This window comes from Pontibacter sp. LHS2 (genome assembly GCF_058932845.1).
Map to the genome: position 1 here is coordinate 17078 of NZ_JBZYWG010000002.1, position 26789 is coordinate 43866.

Consider the following 26789-nt stretch of genomic DNA (forward strand, 5'->3'; position numbering starts at 1 on the left):
TGAGATAGGAATGCTGAAACAGCAGAAAATACCTCTCACTAATTCCTGGGCAGGCTCAATTGGAACGGGCAAACTCACTGAAGCCACTACCTTCGCGCAACTCCAGCAGCTTCCTCACATTTCCTGTTGCATCTTTCACTACTTCAACCCGCAAGTGCGGTAGCCCTTCAATGCGAAATATGGAGTCTGTAATCGGGGTTAATTTTCGACGTGCTTTGTCTTTTTGATGGTAATAGAGGTCATTCCCTTGCAGGCTTATTTCCCTTTCGCCATACTTGCCGGCATACCTCGATAGTTCTTTCTTTTCTACTTGCACAGGCTGCAACTCACTTCTCACATGCTGCAGTTCCCACTCCAGCGAGGCCTTTGCCTGCGGATCGGTGCCTGCTAACAGCAGTTTGTTCAGCGCCAGCTCCTGCGCCTGCAGCAGTGCCTTACCCGCCTCCACTTTCACCTCAGGCACCACACCGGTTCCTTCCCAATTGGTCTGAGTGATAGCGTTGACGGACCGGGCTGTCGGTATATTGAGGACAAGCTGATCATTCACGATAAATGGCTGTACAGGGTGTGCACCACCCGCTGTAGTTTCGCCTACGATGGTTGCTCTTTTTAACGACTGCAGGTTGTAAGTCAGTTCTTCTGCGGCAGAGAAAGTATAGCTACTGGTGAGCACGTACAGATCTGTCTTAGGCATCTGCTTCCCATCCACTTCTGCCAGGGTGTGGTATTCTTTTGTAGTGTTAAGCGGCCGGTCATAAATACTGTTGTAGTGGATGGGTTTTTCATCAAAGAAGTAACTCATCACCAGTTGCACCATGTCAGGATGCCCTCCCCCGTTGTGGCGCAAGTCAAGAATCACGGCATCAGTGTTTGCAACAAAAGCCATAGCAGCCGCCACTGTCCGGCGAGACTGTTCACTCACTGGGAAAAACTGGGTGAAGTTGATGTAACCGATGTTGCCGGGCAGGCGCTCCACCTTTTTAAAGCCAAAGTTATCACGCGCAGCCATCTGCAAATGCTCTTGCATCACCTCAGGTCCGGGTTCTGAGGCTGACTTCCACTTTTTCAGCATTGCTACCAGACCCGGGTTGTATTTCAGGTTCAGGTGCCCGTCACGATGTGCTTTTTGAAGGTCTTCGGAAATTTTTTCTGCCAGAAGCGGGTAATTGCTTACCTGCTCATATGCCTTTCGCTGGTGCTGAGACCGGATGTACCTGCCCATGTCCTTTGCTTTGTCTGGGAAGATGTAGTTTTGATCCAGCAGTTCGGCTACCTGCTCTACTACGGCGCCCTTTTCAGCTGAAGTAATCATACGCTGCTGTGCAAAAGCACTTTGAAACAAGAGACAGATAAACATCCCACAGAAGCTCATGCTTATGAGTTTCAATTTCACTAAAGCCGAACTAATACGATGTGGGATCATGCTTATTTTCGCAAGTTTCAGAGTTTGGCTTAATCATTTTAGCAGAACACTACTACACCTCTATAATCCTGAATACTAATACAATAGCCTTTTGTTACTCTAAAATAGTGAAAAGCTCCTCTAGGCGGCAGCCTTTTACAACGAATCATAAAAAAACCAATCCACGCGCTATTGTAAAGGCATAAAGGCTAGTATAATACTGCTCAATATTAACGAACTGTCTACAAGCCAATTCATTCTCAGGACTTGTGTCTAACTGACGACATATCCAGAAAAAAACTTTACAAGCTGGATGCCCTGAGGAAACGAAGCTATTAACTTTTTCTAAGGAATTAACAGGACTATACTAAGAGAAATCTCGTTTAAGAGGCATAGGCTTTTCTATAGCGCTTAATCCCCTCCTAGCTATGAGTCCAACACATCAAAACTTCAATTCAACCGAAGGCACTGCGCAGCATCACATCTCAGATCTAAGTCAGAACCCGCTACCACGGGCAGTCCTTCGCCCCAATTCACATTACCTCCTCGACGGTGAGTGGAACTTTGAACTGGACAATGAGGATCGTGGCCTGCAGGAGGCCTGGTATCTGGGACACAGGTATAGGTATACTGCACACTGGCCTGGATCGGTTGAAGCGCATATGGAGGCAGCCAAAGGATTGCATTCGCCCCCCTGGCGGGATAAGGTAATAGCCTGGTACGAACGGGACTTCTCCCGTCCGGAACGTAGTTCATCTTCTCCATCTATGTTTCAGATCACGTTCGGAGCCTCAGGCTATGCTACCCGTGTGTGGCTCAACGGCAGGTTGCTGAGCACCATCAACGGAGAAGAGGTGCATTATGGAGAGTACACGTCGTTCTCCTACGAGCTGGATGAAAATGATCTCCTCCCTGTCAACTACCTGACCGTGCGCATTGAGTCTTCCATGGATGCTGAAACACCACGTGGCAAGCAGGAGTCGCATGTATACAAACGCGGTGGGATCTGGTACCAGACGTATACCGGTGCCGTACGCAGCGTGTGGCTTGAAACCGTAGAGCGAAACCGACTACGCACCCGGATTGGCGTGATCAGCGTGATCGAAGATTCCATTGTCAGGTTTAGCGTGACTCCCCGCATTCACGACGCTGGCATGTACACCATCCGCATGAAAATATATGAACGGGAAGATCAACAGCAAGAACCGATCGTGACAGCTGATTTTCTGCTATACCTGGAAGAGGGACAGAAAAATCAGTATGTAGTGGTAAACATGCCCGATGCAAAACTATGGTCACCGGATAATCCCAATTTGTACAAGCTTGTTGCCCAACTGATAGATTCCAATGGTTATACAGCCGAAATTCAGGCGCACTTTGGATTAAGGAAATTCGAGGCTCGGGGGCACCATCTATACCTGAACAATGAAGAGATATACATCGACGGCATCCTATACCAGCCGGGTACAGCTACCTATGAGGAGATGAGACGCCACATGTTTGCCATGAAGCACCTGGGCTGTAACCTGGTGCGCGTGCACATAGCCGGTGTAGACCCCCGCATTTATAACCTGGCCGATGAGATCGGGCTTTTGCTGTGGGTAGAGGTACCGAGTCCACACAGTTCAACTCCCCGCAGCCGAAAAAACCACTGGGACGAACTGCTTCGTATGCTCTATTTGATCGAGACAAACCCTTCGATCGTCATCTGGAGCCTCTACAACGAGGACTGGGGCGCTCAGGACATCGCAACCAGCCCTGAGACGCGGCAGTACATCATGGATGCTTACCATTACATGAAGATCAAGCATCCGCAGTTCCTGGTAGTGGACAATGACGGTTGGCGGCACATTTCTTTCGAAGGAAAACTCAAGACGGACCTGCTAACAGTGCACCTTTACACGCCTGAAACCGACCGGTGGCAGGAAATGCTTGATCAACTGATGGCAGGGCAACTCGAAGGGGTGGCCGCTTTTCCGCTGGTTGTGGGTGATCCTTATTTTTACCGGGGGCAAACTCCTATTATCGTCAGTGAATGGGGTGGCTTCGGCTTTTCGGATTATGGTGGGCCACAGGGTGCAGAGGAGCGAACAGCGCGCATACGTACCTTCAAACAGGAACTGCGAAAGCGTGCCATTGCCGGCGATATCTATACACAGGCCACCAACATTGAAGATGAACGGAATGGCATTATTGACCCTCATACCGGTGAACTGTCTGTACCTGCCGGACTGATGCACTCAAAACCATATGAAAATGGCGGTAAAAAAGGAGCCAAGAAAAAGAAGGCAACGAAATGAGAAACGGAAGGTGCTGACGTTTAGTGCATCGGTTTGTGATTGCCATTTTTACTGATCGTAGCCCTGACTCCAGCTAGCTTTCCTTCCTTCTTCTCCAGTTTCAAAGCAATTCCTTCTACACTGAGTTGATCGGCAGTGCTCTCCTGCTGCCCTGCCAGTCTTTTGAAAAGCGTCAGTGCCTGCGCCACTACCTGATCCATGTTGTAGTATTTGTACGTTGCCAGTCGGCCGACAAAATGCACACCTTTCGTTTCATCGGCCAGCTTCTTATACTGGTTGTAGATCACCGCATTCTCAGGTTTGGGCACCGGGTAGTAGGGGTCACCCTCGGCCTGCGGATACTCAAAGACAATACTTGTTTTAGGATGCTCCTGCCCCGTCAGGTACTTAAACTCTGTGACGCGGGTATAAGCGTGCTCGTTAGGGTAATTGACCACCGCTACTGGAAAATGCATGGGCTTATCGAGCGTTTCATGCTTAAACTCCAGCGAACGGTAAGGCAATTTCCCATACCGGAAATCGAAGTATTCGTCCACCGGCCCGGTATAGATCATTTCTTTGAAGGGAATTACATCCAGTATCTCGTGATAATCTGTATTGAGCATGATTTTGATGTTCGGATGAGCGAGTATCTTTTCAAACATGCTGGTGTATCCATGCAGTGGCATGGCCTGGTACGTGTCGGTAAAATACCGGTCATCGCGGTTGGTCCTTACCGGCACGCGGGAGGTCACTGACTTGTCCAGCTCCGAAGGGTCTATCCCCCACTGCTTGCGTGTATAGTTGCGGAAAAACTTCTCATACAACTCACGCCCCACTTTGCTAACGACCACGTCTTCGGAAGTACGTACCGTATGCACCACTTCCGCTACAGATTTATAAAAATTATCAGCCTCAAAAGCACTCAGGCTAAGGCCATACAGCTTATTGATCGTGTCGAGGTTAATGGGCATCGGCAGTAACTGGCCATCCACGCTGGCCAGCACACGGTGCTCGTAGGGGCGCCAGGCAGTAAACTGCGACAGGTATTCAAATACTTCCCGCGAATTAGTGTGAAAAATATGAGGCCCGTACTTGTGCACCAGTATGCCCGCTTCATTATAATGATCAAAGGCATTGCCCGCAATATGCGGACGCTTGTCGATAATGAGTACTTTTTTGTTTAGCTGTGAAGCCAGACGCTCCGCAACAACACTTCCAGCAAAACCTGCTCCTACTATCAGATAATCAAACATGCTTCCTCCCCTCCTGTTCTAGCGCTTATTCATTCTGTTTCTTCTGCATGGCTGCCTCGGCTAATAACCCGACCATGTTCAGCCAGGTTTGGTCCCAGGAAATATCAACCATAAAGCTATCGACACGCTGCTTCCACTCCTTGTCATGCTGTTGTTGCATAGCCGCCTCTACGGCCACGATAAACTGATCGGTAGTCTCTGCAATGTGCACCAGGTTCATTTCTCCATAAGGCCGCACCACATCCCGGATGGGCGTTGACACCACTGGTTTGCCAGCCGCCAGGTATTCCGGCGTTTTGGTAGGACTGATAAAGGCCGTAGATTCATTGAGGGCGAAAGGCAGCAGCGCTACCTGCCACCCACTCAGGTAAGCCGGTAATTCCTGATAGGGTTTGCCACCAAGCAAGTGAATATTGGGCCGCTTTGGAACGGCGTCAGGGTCTATCTTGACAACCGGCCCTATCAACACGATCTGCCAATCCGGTTTGGCATCGGCCAGGGAAGCCAACAAGTCAAGGTCCATCCGCTCGTCTATCACACCACAGTAACCAATGCGTGGCTCAGGTATAGGTGCCAGGTCCGCCGGGGGCACTTGTTCTTCTCTTGCCTGCCAGAAATGCTTTTTATCAATGCTGCTGGGAAAGGCGTGCACATGGGGGTGCTGCTTTCGTTTGGCCTCATAAAGGCTTTGTCCACCGGTAAATACCAGGTCAGCGCGTTCGAACAGCTGCTGTTCCAGTTCTTTTAGGCCGGGCGGCGCAAACTTAAAAGCAGATAACTCATCCATGCAGTCGTAAACCGTCAGCAATGGCTCCAGGTGACTTGAACATCCCAGTGCCATTGGGGTATAGTACCACAGCACAGGTTTTTCAATGGATTCTCTTTGGAACAAGTGATCCAGCAGACTTCTCTGGATGGCTTCTACTTGATTTTCCTGCAGTCCTGCCGGTACATGTGGCACTGCCACCGTTATGTTTTCCCCTCGAAATGAGGTATGCAGATAGGGCTCCGCTATATCCTGGAACACAGGTTCTTCTACAAAAAACACGCGTCCATACCTGGCAAAGCGAGAGAGAAGGTGTTGGGGCCTCTGGTAAACAAAGTCCCACCGCAAATGTGAAAGGCACACGACGTCCGGAGCTTGCTGCAGGTAACTTTTTAAATAAGAGTCTTCCCTTTTTTTCTCATTCTTTAAGTGCTGGCTATCATTTGCTGTGCTTGAATTGTTATTGTTCAGATGATTTTGTGCAATCCCTTCTGATATTTCTTTATACATAAGTTTGTTTCGAGTTGGGTTAAAGGGGATTTAAAGCTGCATGGGCAGGAATAGATTTTAAACCTGACTAGTTATCTACGCTTTATATTTAAAAAAGTCAACTGTGTAATAGTATAATTCAAACTATATAGAACTAATACAATGTATCCTTCCTGATGCTTTACCTTTTCTGGTTAATGGCCAGTTACTTTAATTGCAGGGCGCTCAAAAGGTACCTCTAGTAATTCATATGGGTCTTGTATTGAAGAAGCAATCTGCTAAATAAGGAGTGCACTTTGACTGAAGTGCTTCATGTTATCCGCATAACGTCCTATGGCATGGTCAAGGGGTGGCAGCAGCTGCCCCCGTTCACTTTTCATAGCGCTGTACCTTGGCCTGAGGGCTATCAGATGCTCCAGTTCACTCGCTGCAACACCCTGAATCAGCGCAGTATTCAGGTTCATTCGCTCTGCTCCTCTCCTTGCCAGATCCGCCCATGAAATCTCGCCCTCGTTCGTCAGGTGCCATATACCTGATTCTTCGTCTACCAGCAGATCCAGACAGGCATGTACCAAATCCGGCACATAAGTAGCTGACATAACTGTATCTTCGGATGCCAGAAACGGACTGCCATTGCCCAGTTGATTTGCCATCACTGTCAGGAAATTATAATTGTCCCAGGGACCGAAAAACGAGCTGGTGCGCACAACCAGAGCATTGGGGTACAGCCCTAACACGTCATTCTCTGACTGTGCTTTGCTCTTTCCATACACATTGAGCGGGTTTACTGCGTCTTTCTCCACATAAGGCTCCTGCTTAAGTCCGTCAAAGACAAGGTCTGAGGAGAAGGTCATGTACTGTACATGGCGCATCTGGCAGGCCGCTGCAAGTAATGTGGCACCACGAGCATTGACCAGCAAGCAGGACTCCCGATCATTTTCCGCATCATCCACCCGCACATAGCCGGCTGTATTAATCACCGCCCAGGGCTTGTATCGATCAATTGCCATTCCGATTGAGAACGGATCCGTAATATCCAACTGTTTCCGGTTAAGCAACTGATAAGGTATGTGGCGCAACTCGCAAATCCGGGCAAAGGCTTGGCCCAAGGTACCAGTAGCCCCGGTGATCAGAACAGGACGGGTGCGGTGATAGAATGATGCACCGAATGTTTGAGGCTGTGGCTCTTTCGAGAAAGGATAAATAAAACGATCCTGACGAAGCCACCAGCCAGGCACCTGAAACAGCGGGTGCTCTATACCTTCTCCTTTTACCAGCCGCTTCAACATTTTGGCTGTGGCCGTAGGTCGTGGCACAGCTCCCCGTACATCAAATACGCCTGGTTCATAACACTTGTCACAACGCGTCATCAAACTGTTCCAATCAAAAGAACCGAGCAAAGACCAGGCAGTTACCCCCACTACAGCTACTCCTTCCCTATTCAATGCTGTACAGGCATCCCATACATGCTTGAACCAGCGAATCTGCTCTTCCCGGTTACCGCCAATGTGTACTTCTGTTACGGCCAGGGGTAAACCATACCGGTCCCAGGTTTCGCGCAGCAGCACTTTGTGTCCAGCATACAGGCCATCTGGTTCATCTGTCCTGACCCGTAAGGCCTCCACATCAGCAAACTGCTGAAATGCGTTGCCGCCATGAGACCATTCTGGAAAGTCATCGAGGTTCTCATCCAGGTAGCGCTCACTCGTGGGATAGTGGTTGATTCCAATAATATCCGGTGGACAGGTGTTATCGAGGAACCATTGCAAGTCTGCCTCAGGTATACCATGTGCTGCAAAGAATTTCCACATGCTGTGATCAGGTGTGAGTTTACCGGTCAGTAGATCCAGGCTAAGCCACCTGCGCTCGTTATCCCAGGTTGCCTGATAAGCAAGGGCAGGCGTGCTGTAGGTTTTGCCCAGATCCTCTGTTTGCACCAGTTTTGCGTGGGGTATCACTTCCCGGATGGCACGCATTGCCAGCACGATCGCCTTGCACTGATGCAACAGCGTGATGCCAAAGGTATAGCCATCCTTGCCGTGCGGGTACCAGATGCCGTACAGTCCGCTAAACCGTGCTGTTGTCAATGGCTCATTGACTGGCGTAAAGTATTCCAGCCATGGGTACCGCTCAGCGACAGCCCGGGCATATGCTGCTACTCCTTCAACAAATCCGGGATCAGAGAGGCTCGTGTGCTGCGGCCCGCTTCCATGGTGTACTAAACCGATAATCGGAGTGATGCTATGGTCCTGCAGCATCTTCATTCTGCGGTCTGCCCAGCTCCAGTTAGCAGTAGCCAGTCCACTGGGTGCCGTGAGCTCCCATAGCAGGGGATAGCGCATCTTCCTTACCCCAATAGAGGCGAACAAAGCTATATCTTCATCGCGCTGATCATGTCCACTGAGCTGTAACTGGTTTAAGTAATTATCTCCTACACGATTTACGGTGCACTCCAGCCCTGCCCACAACTCCGGAAAACACGGATTCCCATGATCACTTTGCACCATCACTTTGCCGTTTAAGCCAAAACCAGATACCCTATCGTATCCAGATACTTTTTTGTCTAGCACCGGCATTTGAGTCAGTGCTCCAACCAATACTGTTTTAGGGAATATTCAAGAATAAAGATTATCTATATCCATCCCAGTTGCCCCTTTTTATTAAAGAAAAAGTACGATTATCTATAGATATTGTTCAAAAAAAGACAATAACATCAGTATTCACACCTTTAAATTCAGTATTTCTGTCAGCCTATCTAGCTGCAGCACCAATTTAAATATTGTACTTTTATTATATAATATAATTTAGCTGAATACCTGATTATCTGCTTAAACAAGGCGGGCTACTGATTGAAAGTGGGAGTATAATTGTAATAAAAAAACCGCACCTGCCCTTATGATAAAAGAGCAGATGCGGTTTTACATTTAAAAAGATAATCAGATCAACTATACCTGACTACCATTAAAAATTATGGCTTACTATTAATGTGAATCTGTAAAAGTTGAAAATCCTTTATTCAGCTTTCCAAAGTTCACGTTCCTGATCGCCGATCAGCACCACGAAGCGGGCAGGATTTGCGGTCAGCACCAGGCGCATTTCTATACCCGGGAATTCGTCTGACTCTACCCATACACCTTCCCGCTCACCGTCCGGCGTTACATGGTCGCCATTCAGGGAACTAGGCAGGTAGGCAGTAGGCAGCAGTATATCAGCGTCGGAGCGCAGCTTGCCGTGTACCTCTTCCAGTACATCCTCCAGGTAGTCTCCGTACTCTTCATTAAAGTCGTCTTCGAGATCATGAAGTTCTTCTTCCATATCATCGTAGCGCTCGTCGTTATAGTCAAGCGCATTCAGTTCTTCTTTCTTGCTGATGATGGTTACCAGCGAACTGTTCAGTGCATTTGCATTCATAGCGTCATTCGGTTTTTTACAAAGTTGAAAACATGCCGTAGTAATTGCAAGAATTAACAATGATAATTTACAGCAGCCTTCCTCAGGTTTTGATAAACGTATAAAAACCGTATTTTTACACAAATCATTTCTTTAACCATACCTATACCTATGGCAACAGATATTCTGCCACTTAATGGCACCGATCATATCGAGTTTTATGTGGGTAACGCCAAGCAGGCCGCTCACTTTTACCAGACAGCCTTTGGCTTCAAGCTGGTTGCTTATGCCGGTCCTGAGACGGGTGTAAGAGACCGTGCTTCTTACGTGGTGCAGCAGGAGAAAATCCGATTGGTACTGACAACTTCCCTTGATCCAAATTCAGATATCGCGCAGCACGTGCACCAGCATGGTGACGGCGTGAAAGTGCTGGCCCTATGGGTGGATGATGCTGAGGCTTCTTTCAGAGGCACAGTGGAACGTGGTGCCAAACCAGCAATGGAACCCAAAACGCTCACTGACGAGCATGGCGAGGTAAAAATAGCTTCTATCCATACCTATGGCGATACTATCCACACTTTCGTGGAGCGCAAGAACTACAATGGCGTATTTATGCCTGGGTATGTGGAGCGCCATAGCCAACTGGAGATCGAGCCGGTAGGCCTGAAATATGTGGATCACTGCGTAGGAAACGTAGAACTAGGCCACATGAACGAGTGGGTGAAGTTTTATGAAGATGTGATGGGCTTCAAGCTTCTGCTTACGTTCGACGACAAGGATATCAGCACGGAATATACCGCCCTGATGTCGAAAGTGGTATCGAACGGCAATGGTTACATCAAGTTCCCGATCAACGAACCTGCTGAAGGTAAGAAAAAATCTCAGATCGACGAGTACCTCGAGTTTTACAAAGGTGCTGGTGTGCAGCACATTGCCGTAGCCACTAATGATATCCTGCATACTGTGGCAGAATTGCGCCGCCGTGGCGTGGAGTTTCTGTACGTGCCGGAAACGTACTACGAAGACCTGATCGAGCGCATCGGCCACATCGACGAAGACATGGCAGATCTGCGCAAACTCAACATCCTGGTAGACCGCGACGATGAGGGGTATTTGCTGCAGATTTTCACGAAACCTGTAGAGGACAGACCAACCGTATTCTACGAGATCATCCAACGCAAAGGAGCCAAATCATTCGGTAAAGGTAACTTCAAAGCCCTGTTTGAAGCGATCGAACGTGAGCAGGCGCTACGTGGTAACCTTTAGGCTTCAAGCCAAGTATAGCACGGTGTAACCCGTGTTAGCAACCACCATTTTGATATACCGATATCACACCAGTTCTTAAAACCGTCAAGCGGTAAACGAAGGGCTGGTGTGATTTTTTGTGGAATTGGAGGTATAGCACGAGCGACCTCGTTCGCATCGTGCACTACATAAGAAAGACAACATCAACAACATACATTACCAAAAAGACTATGATTGAACCAGCTATACAGCAGAAAATAGACGCTTGGCTGAGCGGCAACTACGACGAGGCAACCAAATCTGAGATAAACGGCTTGGTTGAGCGCAACCAGCACGAGGCACTGGCCGATGCATTTTACAAAGACCTTGAATTCGGAACAGGTGGTCTGCGTGGCATCATGGGTGCGGGTAGCAACCGCATGAACCGCTATACTTTGGGTATGGCGACGCAAGGCCTTTGCAATTACCTGAAGCAGAACTTCCCGGGTGAGCGTGTGAAAGTGGCCATCGCGCACGACTGTCGCAACAATTCTGATGTGTTTGCCCGTATCGCCGCCGATATTTTCTCAGCTAACGACATTGAGGCGTACCTGTTTGAAGCCCTTCGCCCTACACCAGAGTTATCCTTTGCTATCCGTCACCTCGGCTGCCAGAGCGGTGTGGTGGTAACGGCCTCTCACAACCCGAAAGAATATAACGGCTACAAGGTATACTGGAACGACGGCGCACAGGTAACAGCTCCGCACGATAGAAATATCATCGCAGAGGTGAACAAGATCACTTCGATCGACGAAGTGAAATTTGAGCCGAAGCCAAGTAACATCCACATGCTGGGCCAAGAAATGGACGAGGCTTACATGGCAAAAGTGCAGAGCCTTTCCATCTCGCAGGAAGCCATCCGCAACCAACATGATCTTAAGATTGTATTCTCGTCCATTCACGGCACAGGTATAACACTCGTGCCAGAAGTGCTCAAGCGCTTCGGCTTCACCAACGTGCACGTGGTAGAAGAGCAGGCCACGCCAGACGGCAACTTCCCAACAGTGGTATACCCGAACCCGGAAGAGAAGGAGGCGATGACCTTGGCCCTGAACAAAGCCAAAGAAATTGACGCTGACCTTGTGATGGCCACCGACCCGGATTCTGACCGCGTAGGTATAGCCGTTAAAAACCTCAAAGGCGAGTTTGAGCTCCTGAACGGAAACCAGACAGGCGCCCTGTTGATGAACTACCTCCTACTGGCCTGGCAAAAGGCCGACAAACTGACTGGTAAGGAATTCATCGTGAAGACCATCGTGACCACTGACCTGATCCAAGACATTGCCGATAGTTACAATGTGACCATGTACGAGACGCTGACCGGCTTTAAGTACATTGCTGAGAAGATCCGTGAACTGGAAGGCAAGGAAACCTACATTGGCGGTGGCGAGGAAAGCTACGGCTATATGATCGGTGACTTCGTGCGCGACAAAGACGCCATCTCGGCTTGCGCCCTGATCGCTGAAATGGCTGCCGTGGCGAAAGACATAGGACAAAGCCTGTTTGAAATGTTGGTAGAGATCTACACCCAACATGGCTTCTACAAAGAGGAGTTGGTATCTTTCACCAAAAAAGGACAGCGCGGCGCTGAGGAAATTCAGCAAATGATGGCCGACATGCGTGCCAATCCGCCACAGACCATTGCCGGATCCAACGTAGTGGAGGTAAGCGACTTCAAGCACAGCACCCGCAAAAACCTGGTAACAGGTGAAGAGTCAAAGCTGGACCTGGAGAGCTCTAACGTGCTGCAATACCTCACTGAAGATGGCAGCAAAATCTCAGCCCGTCCTTCCGGCACGGAGCCAAAGATCAAGTTCTACATCAGCGTAAACGAACCGTTGGCTTCGAAGGAAGACTTTGACAGCGTGGATCAGCAGCTGAAAGATAAAATCCAGCAGATTCTGGTTGATTTGAAACTGAAGTAAGCTTACTTGTCAAATTGTTAAATGGCTAAATCACTGGCGGGTATACCTGCCAGCGATTTAGCCATTTTGTTTAGGACGTGTTCAGCTTGCAAGTATCGCTATACCTGCTAGAGTCGCTTGTCTAAATCGGAGAGGATGGAGATAAACTGATCTGATGTATGGTCCACTTCTTTTAAGCCATCATGCGCCTGCTCAATCTGGCCATTGCTATAGAGGTTGTAGAGGTTCAGGGCAATGGCATTTAATTTCTGATGAAGGCGCATAAGCTGCAATATTTCAGGAGCATGGGCATAGCGCACCTTCCCTACTGTGGTGAACCAAACGTCGATGGGCCCTGCAGTAGAAAAGAAGCTTGCATCGAAAGTGCCGCCATACAAAAATGAGCGTACCTTCGACTTATACAGAATATGCTTTATTCTGAGTTGCTGAAAATCAAGCTGGGCTATCTCCATCCACCTATCATCCCTATTGCTGCATTTTCGATAATCATGGTGTCTTATAATGTACCGGAGCTCTCCAGTTTGCGTTTATACAATACCTCATTCGTGATATCGTAACCGAAAGCCAGTATACCTGTCACTTTATCTCCTTCATGTATGGGCTGGTAAGAGAAGTTAAAGTAACGCTCTTCCGTTTCATCGGCACCCGGCTTAGGAAGCACGATTGGAACGCCTTCCGCTACAAAGGTTTTACCGGTATTGTACACGTCATCGAGTATATCAATAAAGCCTTGCGCTTTGATATCCGGCAGAGCTTCTCCTAAAGCCTGGCCAATGAGGTTACGCCCAGGGTATATCTGCTGATATTGGTCATTGAGGAGCTCAAAACGGTGTTCAGGACCTCGCAGAATCACAAACATGGCCGGAGCCTCCATGATCAGTCTCTCCAATGTTTTCCTTTCAGACTCAGCAATTTCGTAGGCATGTTGCACCTGATCCGAGAGCTGTACCATCTGTTCGTTTGAGTCGAGCAGTTCCTGTACCAGCTGACGCGTATCGTTTATATCGGTCGAGCTGCCCACCCACATCGCAACGTTCCCATTAGCATCCTTCATAGGTATAGACCTACTCAGGTGCCAGCGGTAGTTGCCGTTCTTGTCGCGTATGCGAATTTCCAGTTGAATCTCCTGACCAGATTTAAAAGCATTATCCCATTTTGGTAAAACAACTTTTATGTCATCCGGATGCACTACCAAATCCCATCGCGGCTGCGACAATTCTGCCAGGCTTACACCGGTGTAAGTTTCCCAGCGGGTGTTAAAGTATGTCGGTTTGCCTTCCTGGTTCAGGGTATAAATAAGTTGGGGCATTGCGTCCGCCATAAACTTAAACTTCTCCTCACTTTCAAGTAGCGCCTTTTGTGTTGTTTCGCGGGCGGTCACATCCAGTGGTTTTTGCAGAATATATTCTACATTGCCTGCGTCATCCAAAATAGGCACCTGGTTGATTTCCCAGTAGCGAACCTCAAACTCATCCTTAGCTGACTCTGCCAATTGTATATCGTAACGCATGACATCCAGGCGCACAGGCTCCTTTGTTTGTATTACCCGATCCAGGCCTTTTTTTACAGGATTGTCTTCATAGCTATGTGCTATGTCCGGAAAGGCTTCCAGCAAAAAATGCTGGCCAATCAGCTGTTCTCTTGTGCGCAAGGTCGATTCCAGAAAAGCATCTGTTACTGCAACAATCACATAAGCTGGCGAGAGTACAACAGCGGCTTCGGGTAGTTTATTAAATAGTCTAGTAAAGTCCATAGGATACTACTATCGTAGGTTCAAATCTTCTAAAGATACTAAATACCAAGCTGAGATGCTATAACCATCGTTTTGTCGAGATGCCGATGAGCAGGACACTACTCTTCCTCAATAAAAAGCAGGTTGAAGAACTTAAGGCAAAGCGGCAATTGCGGATTACGTAAACCTAGTCCTGTTCTGTTTCATTGCTTGTTTAGGTATAGCCTGTTTTGCAGCATTATCTTCTTGCAAATGGCGCATCCCCGTCCATCCTGCGCATAGCTTTTATATGGAAAAGAAGCTGCTATACCTTACTTTTACAGAACAATAGCATTACACCGCGTTCAGTACCTACCTGACGCGCTCTTTTGTTACTCTTGTTATAATAGAAACACAGAAGCTGACCAAAGTCGAAGCCTGGGAATGGCTTTTGTCCTTACCATAGGCTTTCGTCCCATCAAATTTACCAACTTTATGAATACTTCCTTTTCAGAGATAAGCCAAACCATCCGGCTTCGCAGAACCACCAAACCCGGCAAAATGAACGGGCAACGCATACCTGATGCGCATGTAAAAGAGTTGCTTGCCCTGGCCGACTGGGCTCCCACACATGGCCACACAGAACCCTGGCGCTTTAAGGTATATGCCGGCGACAAGGTGCAGGATTTCTGCCAGACACATGCTGAACTATACAAGCAGCAGACCGACCCGGAAAAATTTATGGAGGAGAAGTATGAAAAACTGCTACACATGGGTGATAAGGCCTCACATGTGTTGGTTGCCTACATGCAGCGCGGCAACCTGCCCAAAATCCCGGTACTCGAAGAAATAGCCGCGACCTCCTGCGCCATTCAGAACCTGCTGTTGGGCGCTACAGCCTTAGGCATAGCAAGCTACTGGGGCTCCGGCGGTATGGCCTATCATCCGGCTATGAAAGAGATGCTTCACTTGGGTAATGAGGATATCGTGCTCGGTATTCTATACCTGGGCTACAGCGACGAATCGTTCACAGGCGGCAAACGCATCGTACCGCTGGAAGAAAAAGTGGAGTGGATGTAAATAGAAAAGCCGCTGGCTTTCGAGCACAGCGGCTAATCTTCCTTTGGCTTAGGATCTTATAAATTTCGGGGCTATACCTTAAAATGGGGGCTCCTCATCGAAACCGGAGGCAGGGAATCCTCCCCCACCATTGCTACCATCATTCATGCGGCTGCCCAGTCTGATAGCACCTGGCGTTTCTGTATCGAAGCTACTGTTTGGCAATGCATTGAAGCCGCCCATGCTGTCGCCCCCGAAATCGGAGTCCAGGTTAGTAAACTTGGTGTACTTGCCAATAAACTTGAGCTGCACGTTCTCCAAGGAACCGTTACGGTGCTTGGCTATAATCACCTCACCTACCCCGGCTGTCGGGTTGCCCATTTCGTCTTCGGTGATGCCGTAGTATTCCGGACGATACAGGAAAAGCACCATGTCAGCATCCTGCTCGATGGAACCGGATTCACGAAGGTCAGACAGCTGTGGACGCTTGTCGCCACCACGTGTTTCCACGGCACGGCTCAACTGCGACAGGGCAATTACCGGCACGTTCAGTTCTTTGGCCAGCATCTTCATGGCTCGTGAAATCGAGGCAATCTCCTGTTCACGGTTACCACCACCCTTGCCTTCGGCGTTGCCGCTCATCAGCTGGAGATAGTCAATGATCACCATCTGAATGTCGTACTGCGCCTTCAGACGGCGGCACTTGGTACGAAGCTCACGAATAGAAAGACCCGGCGTATCGTCAATAAAGATCGGTGCTTCCGTCAGTTTCGAAATCTTGTGGTTAAGCTGCGCCCATTCGTAATCCTCTAGGCTGCCTTTCTTGATCTTTTCAGAATCAAGTTCGGCTTCTGAAGAAATCAGACGGTTTACCAGCTGCAGTGAGGACATCTCGAGTGAGAAGATCGCCACTCCCTTTTTGAAATCCACGGCGGCGTTGCGCAGGCAGGAAAGCACAAAGGCCGTCTTACCCATCGCCGGACGTGCTGCCAGTATGATCAAGTCAGATTTCTGCCAACCGGAAGTCACACGATCCAAGGCAGTCATACCACTTGGTACACCAGTCAGACCGTCAGTTTGCTTACGTTTCTCTTCCAGTTCCTTGATGGCGGCATGCATCAATGAGCGCATGTCGTCGAAGTTCTTCCGAATGTTGGATTCCGATACTTCGTAAAGCTTGGCTTCTGTTCTATCGAGCAGTTCGAATACGTCGGTGGTATCTTCAAAAGCGCTGGAAAGCACTTCAGATGAGATCGAGATCAGATCACGCTTAATTGAGTTTTCCGTGATGATACGGGCGTGATATTCAATGTTGGCCGCTGAGTTAACGCGGGTTGTCAGCTGCGTGACATAGTAAGCGCCACCTGCCAGTTCCAGTTCGCCGTTCTCGCGCAACTCGTGGGTAACGGTCAGGATATCGATCGGCTCGGACTTGTCAAACAGACCGATGATCGCTTTAAATATGCGTTGGTGAGCTTCTTTGTAAAAACTGCTTGGTCGCAGAATGTCAATCACTGTGGTAAGCGCATCCTTCTCCAGCATCAGAGCGCCTAGTACGGCCTCCTCCAAATCTAGTGCCTGCGGCGGTTTTTTACCCAACTCTGCCACGGCAGGGGCTTTTTTGCTCCAGTTGCCGCGGTTGCCAGTTGGCCGCACGTTCATTTTCATCTCCTCCATACCACAAATTTAAAAAGTAAGCCGTCCAAGTAATCCACAAATTACGGAAGATATCCACATATTAGCGTATAGCTATTTTAAATTAGGGAAGGAATTATAATTTTGTCGGTTCGCTAAATGGATAGCATGGATTATGGAGAGAACGGATTTTAAACATATTCACCTGATCGCCACAGGGGGCAGCATCATGCACAACCTGGCTTTGGCGCTGCATGACCAGGGTATAAGAGTGACTGGCTCAGACGATGAGATTTACGAGCCGGCCAAAAGCCGACTGGCCGCGGCAGGTATACTGCCCGCCGAGGAAGGCTGGTTTCCAGCGAAACTGGATGACCGACCGGATGCTGTGATTCTGGGTATGCACGCACGCGCCGATAACCCGGAGCTACTTCGTGCACAGGAACTAGGTATACCGGTTTACTCCTTCCCGGATTTCATTTTCGAGCTAAGCAAGAACAAACAGCGCATTGTGATCGGTGGCAGCCATGGCAAAACGTCCATTACCTCCATCATCATGCATGTGCTGCAGCATTGCAACCGTCTGTTCGATTACGCGGTGGGAGCGCAACTCCAGGGCTTTGACCGCATGGTGAAGCTGACCGAAGAAGCCCCGATCATTATCATTGAAGGAGACGAATACCTCTCCGACCCGATTAAGCGTGTTCCGAAATTTCACCTGTACCACCACCACATCGGGGTAATCAGCGGCATTAGCTGGGATCACATCAACGTGTTCCCGACCTCTGAAATATACCGGGATCAGTTCCGCATTTTTGCGGAGATGACACCAAAGGCCGGCACCCTGATCTATAACCAGGACGACGAGCAGGTACAGTTGGTGGCAGTGCCTCGCAACCCTGCCGATATTGCTTACATCGGCTATACCGTGCACCTGCACAGCATCCGCGACGGCAAGACCATCCTGCACACCAAAAAAGAAGGCGACGTAGAGATCCCGTTGTTCGGGGAACACAACCTGCGCAACATCAGCGCGGCCAAGGAAGTTTGCAAGAAGATCGGCATCAAAGCGCCTGACTTTTATGAAGCCCTCAAGACCTTCAAAGGCGCGGCCAAGCGACTGGAGCGACTCGGTGAAAGTTCGCACTCAGTGCTCTTCCGTGACTTTGCACACGCGCCTTCCAAGGTAAAAGCGACCACCGAAGCTGTGAAAGCACAGTATCCGCAGCGCAAGCTGGTGGCCTGCGTGGAACTGCATACCTTCAGTAGCCTCAACAAGAACTTTCTGCCACAGTATGCCGGCGCTCTTGATAAGGCCGATGTACCGATTGTGTTTTTCAGCCCTAAAACGGTAGAGCATAAGCGTATGGAGATGCTTTCAGAAGAAGACCTGCGCAACGCTTTCGGCAATCCGCAGCTGCAGGTATACACTGACTCAACTGCCCTGCTTGAACACCTGAACGGGATGGACTGGCAAAACGCAAACCTGCTGCTTATGAGCTCAGGCACTTATCAAAACCTTGACCTGGAGACGCTCAAAAAAGCGGTTCTGTAAACCACCCTATCATGAAACTGAACCTGAAGCGTCCCATCGTATTCTTTGACCTCGAAACGACCGGCACCGATATTTGCAAAGACCGCATCGTGGAGATCAGCGTGTTGAAAGTGAAGCCAAACGGCGAGGAAATCCTCAAGACCCGTCGCATCAACCCGACGGTACCTATTCCGCTGGAGTCGAGTCTGATTCACAAAATATACGACGAGGACGTAAAGGACTGCCCCACTTTTCAGCAAGTGGCCCGCAACCTGTATCAGTTTATGGACGGCTGTGATCTGGGTGGCTATAACCTGGTTCGCTTTGATATACCTTTGCTGGCAGAGGAATTTCTGCGGGTAGGCATAGACTTCGACATCGATAACCGTCATGTGGTGGATGCCTGCCGCATTTTCCATATGATGGAAAAACGCACGCTATCGGCTGCTTACAAATATTACTGCAACAAGACATTGGAGAATGCCCACAGCGCCGAGGCCGATACAGTAGCTACCTACCACATCCTGAAAGCACAGTTGGAGCGCTACGAGAACACGATGGTGGAAGTGGCTGAAGGTATAGAAGAAACGCCTATCCAGAATGACATGGGCCAGCTGCACAAGTTCACGTTCGAGAAATCAGCTGACCTGGCTGGTCGCATCGTGTATAACAACGCCGGACAAGAGGTATTTAACTTTGGCAAGCACCGCAATGTGCCAGTTGAGGAAGTACTCAGCAAAGAGCCAAGCTACTACGACTGGATGATGAAAGGCGATTTTCCGCTTTATACCAAAAAGATCCTGACCCGCATCCGACTACGCAACATGCAGAGCAGTGTTTCTTAGGTCTTTATATAGGAACCCTGCTCTACAGATTTACAGGATTAATTGATTTTCTAGATTTCAGATTGGTTAAATCCTAACAAGCAAAAAAGAGCGGGCTGCCAGATCACTGGCAGCCCGCTCTTTTTTGATTCATACCTACTACTAATCCTGTCTCGAGTTCTTCAGTCTGACGCCTTGCAGCAGGTTGTTGCCCTCATGTACCTTATGGCGACAGTCGTAACCAGCAGCCCGGATCGAGCACTGACAGCCCGTTATCCGGTTGTCTTCGAAAGAGAAGTAACAGAAGTCGCAGCCAGCTGTGGCTTCGCAAATGTGCTTCATCGACTTGCTGCTCAGGTATAAGCTATTATCCGAGGCTACATCCAACTCGAGTGCCATAGAGCGGAAAGAGCCGTTTTGTATCCCCAAACCTACCAGATAATAGGTAGCAGGCAGCTTTTTATTGTCCTGCACCTTATGGATCGTCACTTTATTGACCACCGTTCCGTTTCCAAACTCCTTTATAAAGGGCTGTATCAGCTCCTGCTGCGGCACCACAAAGTCAATCTCATCCAACACCACCTGCGCCAACAGCTGTCCGTCATACTTGGGGCCGGCCTCTTCGTCGAGCGGCTCCTCTTCACTTTCCTCGGGGAAAGCTTCGCGGCGCGTACAGCCAGCCGCTACAAGTAAGATCAAAGTCAGGGCCAGCGTCCAGCGCAGGCAGGTCAGCAACAAGTGCCGGCCATTGGCTAAGGGTGATGCAGTCATGTAGGTTTATCGGGTTAGTGATTATTTCTTGTAGTACTTTAGCGCTTCCGGCATGTAGCTCTGCAGGTTGGCGCGACGGGTACCTGCGCTCGGGTGCGTGCTCAGGAACTCCGGTGGTGCCTGTCCGCCTGACTTTGCCTCCATACGCTCCCAGAAAGGTATAGCAGCCTGCGGGTCGTAACCGGCCATCGCCATAAAGATCAGTCCCAAACGGTCGGCTTCGCTCTCCTGGTTACGGCCGTACTTCAGCAAACCAAGTGTAGAACCGGCACCATAAGCCGTCATGATCAACTGCTGTGCTACACCCGGCTGCGTACCGGCCAGGGCAGAAAGTGTCTGGCCGCCAAACTGCTGGGCCAGTTGCTGGCTCATGCGCTCGTTGCTGTGCTTGGCAATCGCGTGAGCAATCTCGTGCCCCATCACCACAGCCAAGCCAGTTTCGTTCTGCGCGATCGGCAGTATACCTGTGTATGTCACGGTCTTACCACCGGCCATTGCCCAGGCGTTCACCTGGTCATCTTCGATCAGGTTGTGCTCCCACTGAAAACCTTGCAACTGGTCTGACATGTTGTTAGCAGCCATATACTGCTCTACCGCACGCTGAATGCGCTGGCCGGTACGCTTCACCATGGCCGTGGCCTGTGCGTCGCGTGAAAGCTTGTTCTCTTTCAGGAACTGGTCGTAAGCGTCATAACTCATTTGCATCATCTGCGCGTCTGACACGAGACTCAGCTGTCTGCGACCTGTGATTGGCACCGTTGTACAGGCTACCATCATTACTGCCGCTATCGAAAAGGCGATTAACTTCTTGTACATAGTTTTTTAATTTAATGACTTTATAAAGTGGCTATTTCAAATTTTGAACCAGTTTTAAAAGTCAGGTGTGCTAGGATCGTTTAATATGTTAAAAGTACTATACTTTAACTGATAAAACAAAGTGCAACTTGACTTGAAATGACAGGTTGCCATCTGAACTGTCAGCTGCATAGGTATACGAACGCTCTAATATAAAATGTTGTAGTCCCCCTCAGCACAATAAAGCGTGCCTTCTCTTGTTAAAGTATAAAAAGAGCCTGTGTCTGCCAAAGGCGAAGGCCATTCTGAAAAATTGTCTTTTAATTGATTCTTTTTAGCAAATCATGCTGCACCAAAACCGGATATAGTCTATTTTTGAGTATCGATAAAGAAAACACCCTGCCCCTTTTATGAAAATAGTAGCCATCGGCCGCAATTACGCCGATCATATAGCTGAATTGAAGAACGAAGTGCCGGACGAACCGGTGATATTTTTTAAGCCTGACACGGCTATTCTTCGCAATAACGATCCTTTTTACTATCCGGAGTACAGTCAGGACATTCACCACGAGGTGGAGTTACTGCTACGCATCAGCCGTGAAGGCAAGAACATCGACAAGAAGTTTGCTCACAAATACTACGATGCGATTGGCCTAGGTATAGACTTTACAGCACGCGACTTGCAGGCCAAGGCCAAGGCCAAAGGACTGCCATGGACGCTGGCCAAAGGCTTCAACGGCTCTGCCCCGGTATCGGAGTTTCTGCCGCTCGACCAGTTCGAAGACTTGCATGACATCAACTTCAGACTTGATGTAAACGGCGAGACCCGCCAGCAAGGCAACTCAAAGATGATGCTGAACACCTTTGATGACATTATTGCGTATATCTCCCGCTTCATCACGCTGAAGAAAGGCGATATTATCTTTACAGGTACGCCTGAGGGAGTGGGTCCGGTGCAGATCGGCGACAGATTGGAAGGCTATGTTGAAGATAAAAAACTACTTGATTTTGAAATTAAATAAGCGCCTTGCGCTCCTTTTCGCTTACGTTTTCACCACCCTTGTAGCGGTCGCTCAACCGGCGCCTGAACAAGGCTATTTTATGTTTCCCATCAAGCCGGGAGTGCGCAACTACTTGTCGGGTTCCATGGGGGAAATACGCTCTACCCACTTCCACGGTGGACTCGACATCAAGACCGACCAGCGGGAAGGCTTGTCGGTTTACGCTGCCGCAGACGGGTATATTTCGCGTGTGAAGATGTCTACTTACGGGTATGGCAACATCATTTACGTGACGCACCCGAACGGACTCACCACCACTTATTCGCATTTGCTGGCCTTCTATGATCCATTGGCTGACTACGTGCTGCAGAAACAGTATGAGAAGGAAACATTTGAACTGGAGTTGTTCCCGGAGAAGAACCTGTTTCCGGTCAAGAAAGGGCAGATCATCGCTTTGTCCGGTAACACAGGAGGCTCCGGCGGTCCGCACCTGCACTTTGAGATCCGCGACTCGGAAGACCGTCTCTATAACCCGCTGCGCTGGGGCTTTAAGGAGATCATTGATACCACGCCGCCCGATTTGCTGGGGCTGGGCATACAGCCACTCAACATCTATGCCCGCATCAACCAGGAATTTGCCCGTCGGGAGTATACTCCGAAGAAGACCAATGGCGTCCATACCTTGCCGGATACGGTGTTTGCCCATGGCCTGATCGGCTTTGAGCTGCAGACCATCGACCGTTACGACGATACCCAAAACCGCAACGGCACCCAGGACGTGACCGTGTATGTGAACGACAAACAGGTATACAACCACCACATCGACCGCGTACCATTTGAGCTGTCGAAGCAAGTATCGCAGCACGTGAACTACAACGTATACCGTCGCACAGGCCGCACTTTCCAAAAAGCCTACGTGGACTACGGCAACGACCTGCCACTTTATACTGCGCCACAAAACCGGGGCAGGCTCAATGTGCAGGCCGACTCGGTCTACCACATCCAACTTGTTGCGAAAGACACCTACAACAATGCCTCTACCCTGAACTTTATAGTAAAGGGTCAGAAGCCGACTTTCACGCAGGCTGCAAACGGCAAGGTGACTAAACCGCAACTAAGCTATGAGATCATTGGCAACATCCTGAAAGTAAACGCCTCCGATACATCCGCTACCCCGCGCAACGTAGAAATGGTAGTCAATAACCAGCGGTTGACACTGGTGCCAAGCTATACCAAAGGCGCTGCCTCGGTGAGCCTGTATGACCTTCGCGGCGGATTACCTGCCTCATTGGAGTACTGCGGCACCTCTACCCCACTCGAGCTGCAGGCTGCTATCCCTTCGGGTCAGGAGCACAGCTTCAGCAACCGCGACATGACCATCCGCTTCGATAAGGAGAGTCTGTACGACACGCTCTACCTGCAGGCTAAAAAAGAAGGCGACGTGTACACCATTGGTGATTATTTCACGCCGCTGCACAAGGCTATTAAAGTGACGATTACGCCGAGCACGCCAGTAACTGACAAGAGCAAAGCCGCCGTCTACTATATGGGCTTAGGCAAAGGCCGTGGCATGATGGGTGGCGTGTGGGACGGCAACAGCATCACCTTCTCTACCCGCAGCATGGGCAAGTTCAAAGTGTTTGAAGACACCAAAGCTCCAACCATCAAACTGCTCAGCAAAAGCCCGACCCAGATCAAGTTCAGAATCGGCGATGACCTGTCGGGCATCAACTCTTTCCGCTGTGAGGTGAATGGAAAATGGGTGCTGATGAAATACGAGCATAAAACTGCGACCATATACTCCGAAAAATTAGATAAAAGCATACCTTTGTCGGGCAAAGTAGTCTTGAAGGTAAAAGACAATGCCGGAAACGAGGCGGAGTTTACGACAACCATCTAGTGTCGGACTGCCACATACTATAATGCTGGATAAAAGACTGCTTGCAAAACAACAAGTACCGGATAAACTGAAAAGCTGGCAATATAAGGTATAGCTTATACCTGTGGCACCAGCGGTTAAACAGAAACCCATGGAACTGAAAATCGGAGATAAAGCCCCGGAGTTTGAGTCAAAAGACCAAAACGGTAACACAGTTAAACTAAGTGATTACCGCGGCAAGAAAGTGATTTTGTATTTCTACCCGAAAGATGACACTTCCGGCTGCACTGCCCAAAGCTGCAACCTGCGCGACAATTACAGCGAACTACAGCAGGAAGGCTACGAAGTGCTTGGCGTGAGCATCGACGGAGAGAAGTCGCATCAGAAATTCATAGGCAAGTACGACCTGCCTTTCACACTGCTAGCCGACACCGATAAGAAACTGGTGGAGCAATATGGGGTCTGGCAAGAGAAATCGATGTATGGCCGCAAGTACATGGGCACGATGCGCTATACCTTCGTCATAGACGAGGAGGGCACCATCGAGGATATCATCACAAAAGTGAAAACGGCCGACCACGCCGCCCAAATCCTGAAAAAGTAAACTCAAACGCAGCTGTCCACATGGGCAGCTGCGTTTTTCGTATATTTGAGACGTAGAAGGTACTCAAGACTCCTCTTGTCAACTGGTAGCAATCAAAGGCTAGCCAACAACACGAGAGTTATCAATCGGATGATCGTATACCTACTTTACAATGGTAGGTATATAAGTCCAAGTCTTGAAGAGAGATGCACTGACATATTGCTTATGCAAGCTATTGAGCGATTGAACAGGCATCGGTTTGACAAATTTTGTAATCAACAATCTAATAATTAATAAAACGTGAACCCACACAACAAAAGCATCGACGAGCTGAAGCAAATTGCGTCACAGGTTCGCCGTGACATCGTGCGCATGGTGCATGCGGTAAATTCCGGCCACCCGGGCGGCTCACTCGGCTGCACGGACTATTTCGTGTCGCTGTACTTCCAGGTGATGAACTACAAGGCAAAACCTTTCAACATGGACGGTGAAGGCGAAGATCTGTTCTTCCTGTCTAACGGACACATCTCGCCGGTATGGTATAGTGTGTTGGCTCGCGCCGGCTTCTTTGAGGTGTCAGAACTGGCTACTTTCCGCAAGATCAACTCAAGACTGCAAGGCCACCCGGCTACTGAAGAAGGCCTTCCAGGCATTCGTGTTGCTTCTGGCTCACTGGGTCAGGGACTTTCTGTGGCAGTTGGTGCCGCACAGACTAAGAAACTGAACAATGACAACAACCTGGTGTACGTGCTGATGGGCGACGGCGAACTGGGCGAAGGTCAGGTATGGGAAGCGGCCATGTATGCTGCCCACAACAAAGTGGACAACCTGATTGCAACTGTGGACCGCAACTATCAGCAGATCGACGGCGGTACGGAAGAAGTGCTGGCGTTGGGCGACCTGCGTCAGAAGTTCGAGGCGTTCGGCTGGCATGTGCTGGAGGCTGACGGTAACAACTTCGAGTTGCTGCTACCTGCTTTGGAAGACGCTAAAAAAGCTACCGGAAATGGTAAACCTGTGATGATCCTGATGAACACTGAGATGGGATTCGGCGTGGACTTCATGATGGGCTCACACAAGTGGCACGGCGTAGCACCGAACGATGAACAGCTACAAATAGCGCTTCAGCAATTAGCCGTAGAGGCTGCTTCAGATTACTAAGCTTTAACACACAGAAATGAAAGAGTATACATATACAGAGAAAAAAGACACCCGTTCTGGTTTTGGCGTAGGCTTACTGGAGCTTGGCCGCACCAACCCGAATGTAGTAGCCCTTTGCGCTGACCTGATCGGTTCGCTTAAAATGGACGCTTTCAAAAAAGAGTTTCCGGAGCGCTTCTACCAGGTAGGTATAGCCGAGGCCAACATGATGGGTCTGGCAGCAGGTATGACCATTGGTGGCAAGATTCCTTTCACAGGTACCTTCGCGAACTTCTCAACTGGCCGCGTATACGACCAGATCCGTCAGTCGATTGCCTACTCTGGCAAGAACGTGAAAATATGCGCTTCGCACGCTGGTCTGACACTGGGCGAAGACGGTGCCACGCACCAGATTCTGGAAGATGTGGGCATGATGAAAATGCTGCCACATATGACCGTGATCAACCCATGTGACTTCAACCAAACCAAGGCCGCTACCATCGCCATCGCTGAGCACGAAGGTCCGGTATACCTGCGTTTCGGTCGTCCGGCTGTTCCTAACTTCACGCCTGCTGATCAGAAGTTCGAAATCGGCAAAGCGGTGATGCTGAACGAAGGTACCGACGTAACCATTCTAGCTACAGGTCACCTTGTATGGAAAGCCATCGAAGCAGGTCACAAGCTGGCTGAGAAAGGCATTAATGCTGAGATCATCAACATCCACACGATCAAGCCACTTGACGATGAGGCTATCCTGAAATCAGTTGGCAAAACCAAGTGCGTGGTAACTGCCGAAGAGCACCAGATGAATGGTGGTCTGGGTGATTCTGTGGCACAACTGTTGGGTCGCCAGCTGCCTACTCCACTGGAAATGGTAGCTGTGAATGACTCCTTCGGTGAGTCTGGCACGCCAGACCAGCTGATGGAGAAGTATGGCCTGAGCACCGAGAACATTGTGGCAGCCGCTGAACGTGTAATGAACCGCAAATAAGACGGAACTATACCTTCGCTTTTCTTAAAAATAAAAGAGGCCGCACGCAATTGCGGCCTCTTTTATTTTTATGGA

21 protein-coding genes are annotated in these 26789 nt (G+C 49.4%); 11 read left to right on the forward strand and 10 right to left on the reverse strand.

Features of this window, described 5'->3' with window-relative positions:
* Positions 1–55 precede the first annotated feature (55 nt).
* Entirely contained in the window at positions 56–1312 is a 1257-nt protein-coding gene (locus AC5FX6_RS08740; RefSeq protein WP_493596667.1) for a S41 family peptidase, read from the reverse strand.
* Positions 1313–1830: 518 nt separating this feature from the next.
* Here AC5FX6_RS08740 and AC5FX6_RS08745 point away from each other — a divergent pair.
* Positions 1831–3702, forward strand: coding sequence for a glycoside hydrolase family 2 TIM barrel-domain containing protein (locus AC5FX6_RS08745; protein ID WP_493596668.1), 1872 nt, complete (start codon positions 1831–1833; stop codon positions 3700–3702).
* Between the two features lie 20 nt (positions 3703–3722).
* Here AC5FX6_RS08745 and glf read toward each other — a convergent pair whose 3' ends face one another.
* The 4 genes from glf to AC5FX6_RS08765 form a co-directional block, all read right to left on the reverse strand.
* Entirely contained in the window at positions 3723–4937 is a 1215-nt protein-coding gene (gene glf / locus AC5FX6_RS08750) for a UDP-galactopyranose mutase (protein WP_493596669.1), read from the reverse strand.
* A gap of 25 nt (positions 4938–4962) precedes the next feature.
* Positions 4963–6213: a glycosyltransferase family 1 protein gene (locus AC5FX6_RS08755; RefSeq protein WP_493596670.1), complete on the reverse strand. Its 1251-nt coding sequence runs from the start codon at positions 6211–6213 to the stop codon at positions 4963–4965.
* 257 nt (positions 6214–6470) lie between these two features.
* Positions 6471–8789 carry a family 1 glycosylhydrolase gene (locus tag AC5FX6_RS08760; RefSeq protein ID WP_493596671.1) on the reverse strand — a complete coding sequence of 773 codons (2319 nt, stop codon included), beginning with the start codon at positions 8787–8789 and terminating at the stop codon, positions 6471–6473.
* Positions 8790–9204: 415 nt separating this feature from the next.
* The gene (locus tag AC5FX6_RS08765; RefSeq protein ID WP_493596672.1) at positions 9205–9603 is read right to left on the reverse strand and encodes a hypothetical protein; all 399 of its coding nucleotides are present in this window, start codon (positions 9601–9603) and stop codon (positions 9205–9207) included.
* A 150-nt stretch (positions 9604–9753) separates the two neighbouring features.
* Here AC5FX6_RS08765 and hppD point away from each other — a divergent pair, with 150 nt between their 5' ends.
* Both hppD and AC5FX6_RS08775 read left to right on the forward strand, forming a co-directional pair.
* On the forward strand, positions 9754–10848 hold the full coding sequence (hppD, locus tag AC5FX6_RS08770) for a 4-hydroxyphenylpyruvate dioxygenase (protein ID WP_493596673.1): 1095 nt from the start codon (positions 9754–9756) through the stop codon (positions 10846–10848).
* Positions 10849–11057: 209 nt separating this feature from the next.
* A complete protein-coding gene (locus AC5FX6_RS08775; protein WP_493596674.1) occupies positions 11058–12791 on the forward strand; it encodes a phospho-sugar mutase in 1734 nt (577 codons plus the stop codon).
* A gap of 107 nt (positions 12792–12898) precedes the next feature.
* On the opposite strand, the gene AC5FX6_RS08780 is transcribed toward AC5FX6_RS08775, so the two are convergent.
* Positions 12899–13243, reverse strand: coding sequence for a histidine kinase (locus AC5FX6_RS08780; protein WP_493596675.1), 345 nt, complete (start codon positions 13241–13243; stop codon positions 12899–12901).
* Between the two features lie 44 nt (positions 13244–13287).
* Entirely contained in the window at positions 13288–14544 is a 1257-nt protein-coding gene (locus tag AC5FX6_RS08785; RefSeq protein WP_493596676.1) for a PAS domain-containing protein, read from the reverse strand.
* Between the two features lie 453 nt (positions 14545–14997).
* On the opposite strand from AC5FX6_RS08785, the gene AC5FX6_RS08790 reads away from it, so the two are divergent.
* Positions 14998–15582: a nitroreductase family protein gene (locus AC5FX6_RS08790; RefSeq protein WP_493596677.1), complete on the forward strand. Its 585-nt coding sequence runs from the start codon at positions 14998–15000 to the stop codon at positions 15580–15582.
* 78 nt (positions 15583–15660) lie between these two features.
* Here AC5FX6_RS08790 and dnaB read toward each other — a convergent pair whose 3' ends face one another.
* Positions 15661–17238: a replicative DNA helicase gene (dnaB, locus tag AC5FX6_RS08795; RefSeq protein WP_493596678.1), complete on the reverse strand. Its 1578-nt coding sequence runs from the start codon at positions 17236–17238 to the stop codon at positions 15661–15663.
* A gap of 133 nt (positions 17239–17371) precedes the next feature.
* Between dnaB and AC5FX6_RS08800 the strand changes: the two genes are divergently transcribed.
* Both AC5FX6_RS08800 and AC5FX6_RS08805 read left to right on the forward strand, forming a co-directional pair.
* Positions 17372–18751 (forward strand): UDP-N-acetylmuramate--L-alanine ligase, encoded by a 1380-nt coding sequence (locus AC5FX6_RS08800; protein WP_493596679.1) that lies wholly within the window; start codon positions 17372–17374, stop codon positions 18749–18751.
* Between the two features lie 11 nt (positions 18752–18762).
* The gene (locus AC5FX6_RS08805) at positions 18763–19575 is read left to right on the forward strand and encodes an exonuclease domain-containing protein (protein ID WP_493596680.1); all 813 of its coding nucleotides are present in this window, start codon (positions 18763–18765) and stop codon (positions 19573–19575) included.
* Positions 19576–19716: 141 nt separating this feature from the next.
* Here the strand turns inward: AC5FX6_RS08805 and AC5FX6_RS08810 are convergent, their stop codons facing one another.
* Positions 19717–20325 carry a hypothetical protein gene (locus AC5FX6_RS08810; RefSeq protein ID WP_493596681.1) on the reverse strand — a complete coding sequence of 203 codons (609 nt, stop codon included), beginning with the start codon at positions 20323–20325 and terminating at the stop codon, positions 19717–19719.
* A gap of 21 nt (positions 20326–20346) precedes the next feature.
* Positions 20347–21141 (reverse strand): M48 family metallopeptidase, encoded by a 795-nt coding sequence (locus AC5FX6_RS08815; protein WP_493596682.1) that lies wholly within the window; start codon positions 21139–21141, stop codon positions 20347–20349.
* A gap of 389 nt (positions 21142–21530) precedes the next feature.
* On the opposite strand from AC5FX6_RS08815, the gene AC5FX6_RS08820 reads away from it, so the two are divergent.
* The 5 genes from AC5FX6_RS08820 (at position 21531) to AC5FX6_RS08840 (ending at position 26714) form a co-directional block, all read left to right on the forward strand.
* On the forward strand, positions 21531–22142 hold the full coding sequence (locus AC5FX6_RS08820) for a fumarylacetoacetate hydrolase family protein (protein ID WP_493596683.1): 612 nt from the start codon (positions 21531–21533) through the stop codon (positions 22140–22142).
* Positions 22129–24021 (forward strand): M23 family metallopeptidase, encoded by a 1893-nt coding sequence (locus tag AC5FX6_RS08825; RefSeq protein ID WP_493596684.1) that lies wholly within the window; start codon positions 22129–22131, stop codon positions 24019–24021. Before AC5FX6_RS08820 ends, AC5FX6_RS08825 begins: the two co-directional genes overlap by 14 nt.
* Before the next feature lie 130 nt (positions 24022–24151).
* Positions 24152–24604: a thioredoxin-dependent thiol peroxidase gene (gene bcp / locus AC5FX6_RS08830; protein WP_493596685.1), complete on the forward strand. Its 453-nt coding sequence runs from the start codon at positions 24152–24154 to the stop codon at positions 24602–24604.
* A gap of 279 nt (positions 24605–24883) precedes the next feature.
* Positions 24884–25744: a transketolase gene (locus AC5FX6_RS08835; RefSeq protein WP_493596686.1), complete on the forward strand. Its 861-nt coding sequence runs from the start codon at positions 24884–24886 to the stop codon at positions 25742–25744.
* 16 nt (positions 25745–25760) lie between these two features.
* Positions 25761–26714 carry a transketolase family protein gene (locus AC5FX6_RS08840; RefSeq protein ID WP_493596687.1) on the forward strand — a complete coding sequence of 318 codons (954 nt, stop codon included), beginning with the start codon at positions 25761–25763 and terminating at the stop codon, positions 26712–26714.
* Positions 26715–26789: the final 75 nt, after the last annotated feature.

Coding starts and splice junctions, on each gene's coding strand:
- AC5FX6_RS08740 (WP_493596667.1), bottom strand. CDS start 1,312: ATGATTACTTCAGCTGAAAAGGGCGCCGTAGTAGAGCAGGTAGCCGAA.
- AC5FX6_RS08745 (WP_493596668.1), top strand. CDS start 1,831: ATGAGTCCAACACATCAAAACTTCAATTCAACCGAAGGCACTGCGCAG.
- glf (WP_493596669.1), bottom strand. CDS start 4,937: ATGTTTGATTATCTGATAGTAGGAGCAGGTTTTGCTGGAAGTGTTGTT.
- AC5FX6_RS08755 (WP_493596670.1), bottom strand. CDS start 6,213: ATGTATAAAGAAATATCAGAAGGGATTGCACAAAATCATCTGAACAAT.
- AC5FX6_RS08765 (WP_493596672.1), bottom strand. CDS start 9,603: ATGAATGCAAATGCACTGAACAGTTCGCTGGTAACCATCATCAGCAAG.
- hppD (WP_493596673.1), top strand. CDS start 9,754: ATGGCAACAGATATTCTGCCACTTAATGGCACCGATCATATCGAGTTT.
- AC5FX6_RS08775 (WP_493596674.1), top strand. CDS start 11,058: ATGATTGAACCAGCTATACAGCAGAAAATAGACGCTTGGCTGAGCGGC.
- AC5FX6_RS08780 (WP_493596675.1), bottom strand. CDS start 13,243: ATGGAGATAGCCCAGCTTGATTTTCAGCAACTCAGAATAAAGCATATT.
- AC5FX6_RS08785 (WP_493596676.1), bottom strand. CDS start 14,544: ATGGACTTTACTAGACTATTTAATAAACTACCCGAAGCCGCTGTTGTA.
- AC5FX6_RS08790 (WP_493596677.1), top strand. CDS start 14,998: ATGAATACTTCCTTTTCAGAGATAAGCCAAACCATCCGGCTTCGCAGA.
- dnaB (WP_493596678.1), bottom strand. CDS start 17,238: ATGGAGGAGATGAAAATGAACGTGCGGCCAACTGGCAACCGCGGCAAC.
- AC5FX6_RS08800 (WP_493596679.1), top strand. CDS start 17,372: ATGGAGAGAACGGATTTTAAACATATTCACCTGATCGCCACAGGGGGC.
- AC5FX6_RS08805 (WP_493596680.1), top strand. CDS start 18,763: ATGAAACTGAACCTGAAGCGTCCCATCGTATTCTTTGACCTCGAAACG.
- AC5FX6_RS08810 (WP_493596681.1), bottom strand. CDS start 20,325: ATGACTGCATCACCCTTAGCCAATGGCCGGCACTTGTTGCTGACCTGC.
- AC5FX6_RS08815 (WP_493596682.1), bottom strand. CDS start 21,141: ATGTACAAGAAGTTAATCGCCTTTTCGATAGCGGCAGTAATGATGGTA.
- AC5FX6_RS08820 (WP_493596683.1), top strand. CDS start 21,531: ATGAAAATAGTAGCCATCGGCCGCAATTACGCCGATCATATAGCTGAA.
- bcp (WP_493596685.1), top strand. CDS start 24,152: ATGGAACTGAAAATCGGAGATAAAGCCCCGGAGTTTGAGTCAAAAGAC.
- AC5FX6_RS08840 (WP_493596687.1), top strand. CDS start 25,761: ATGAAAGAGTATACATATACAGAGAAAAAAGACACCCGTTCTGGTTTT.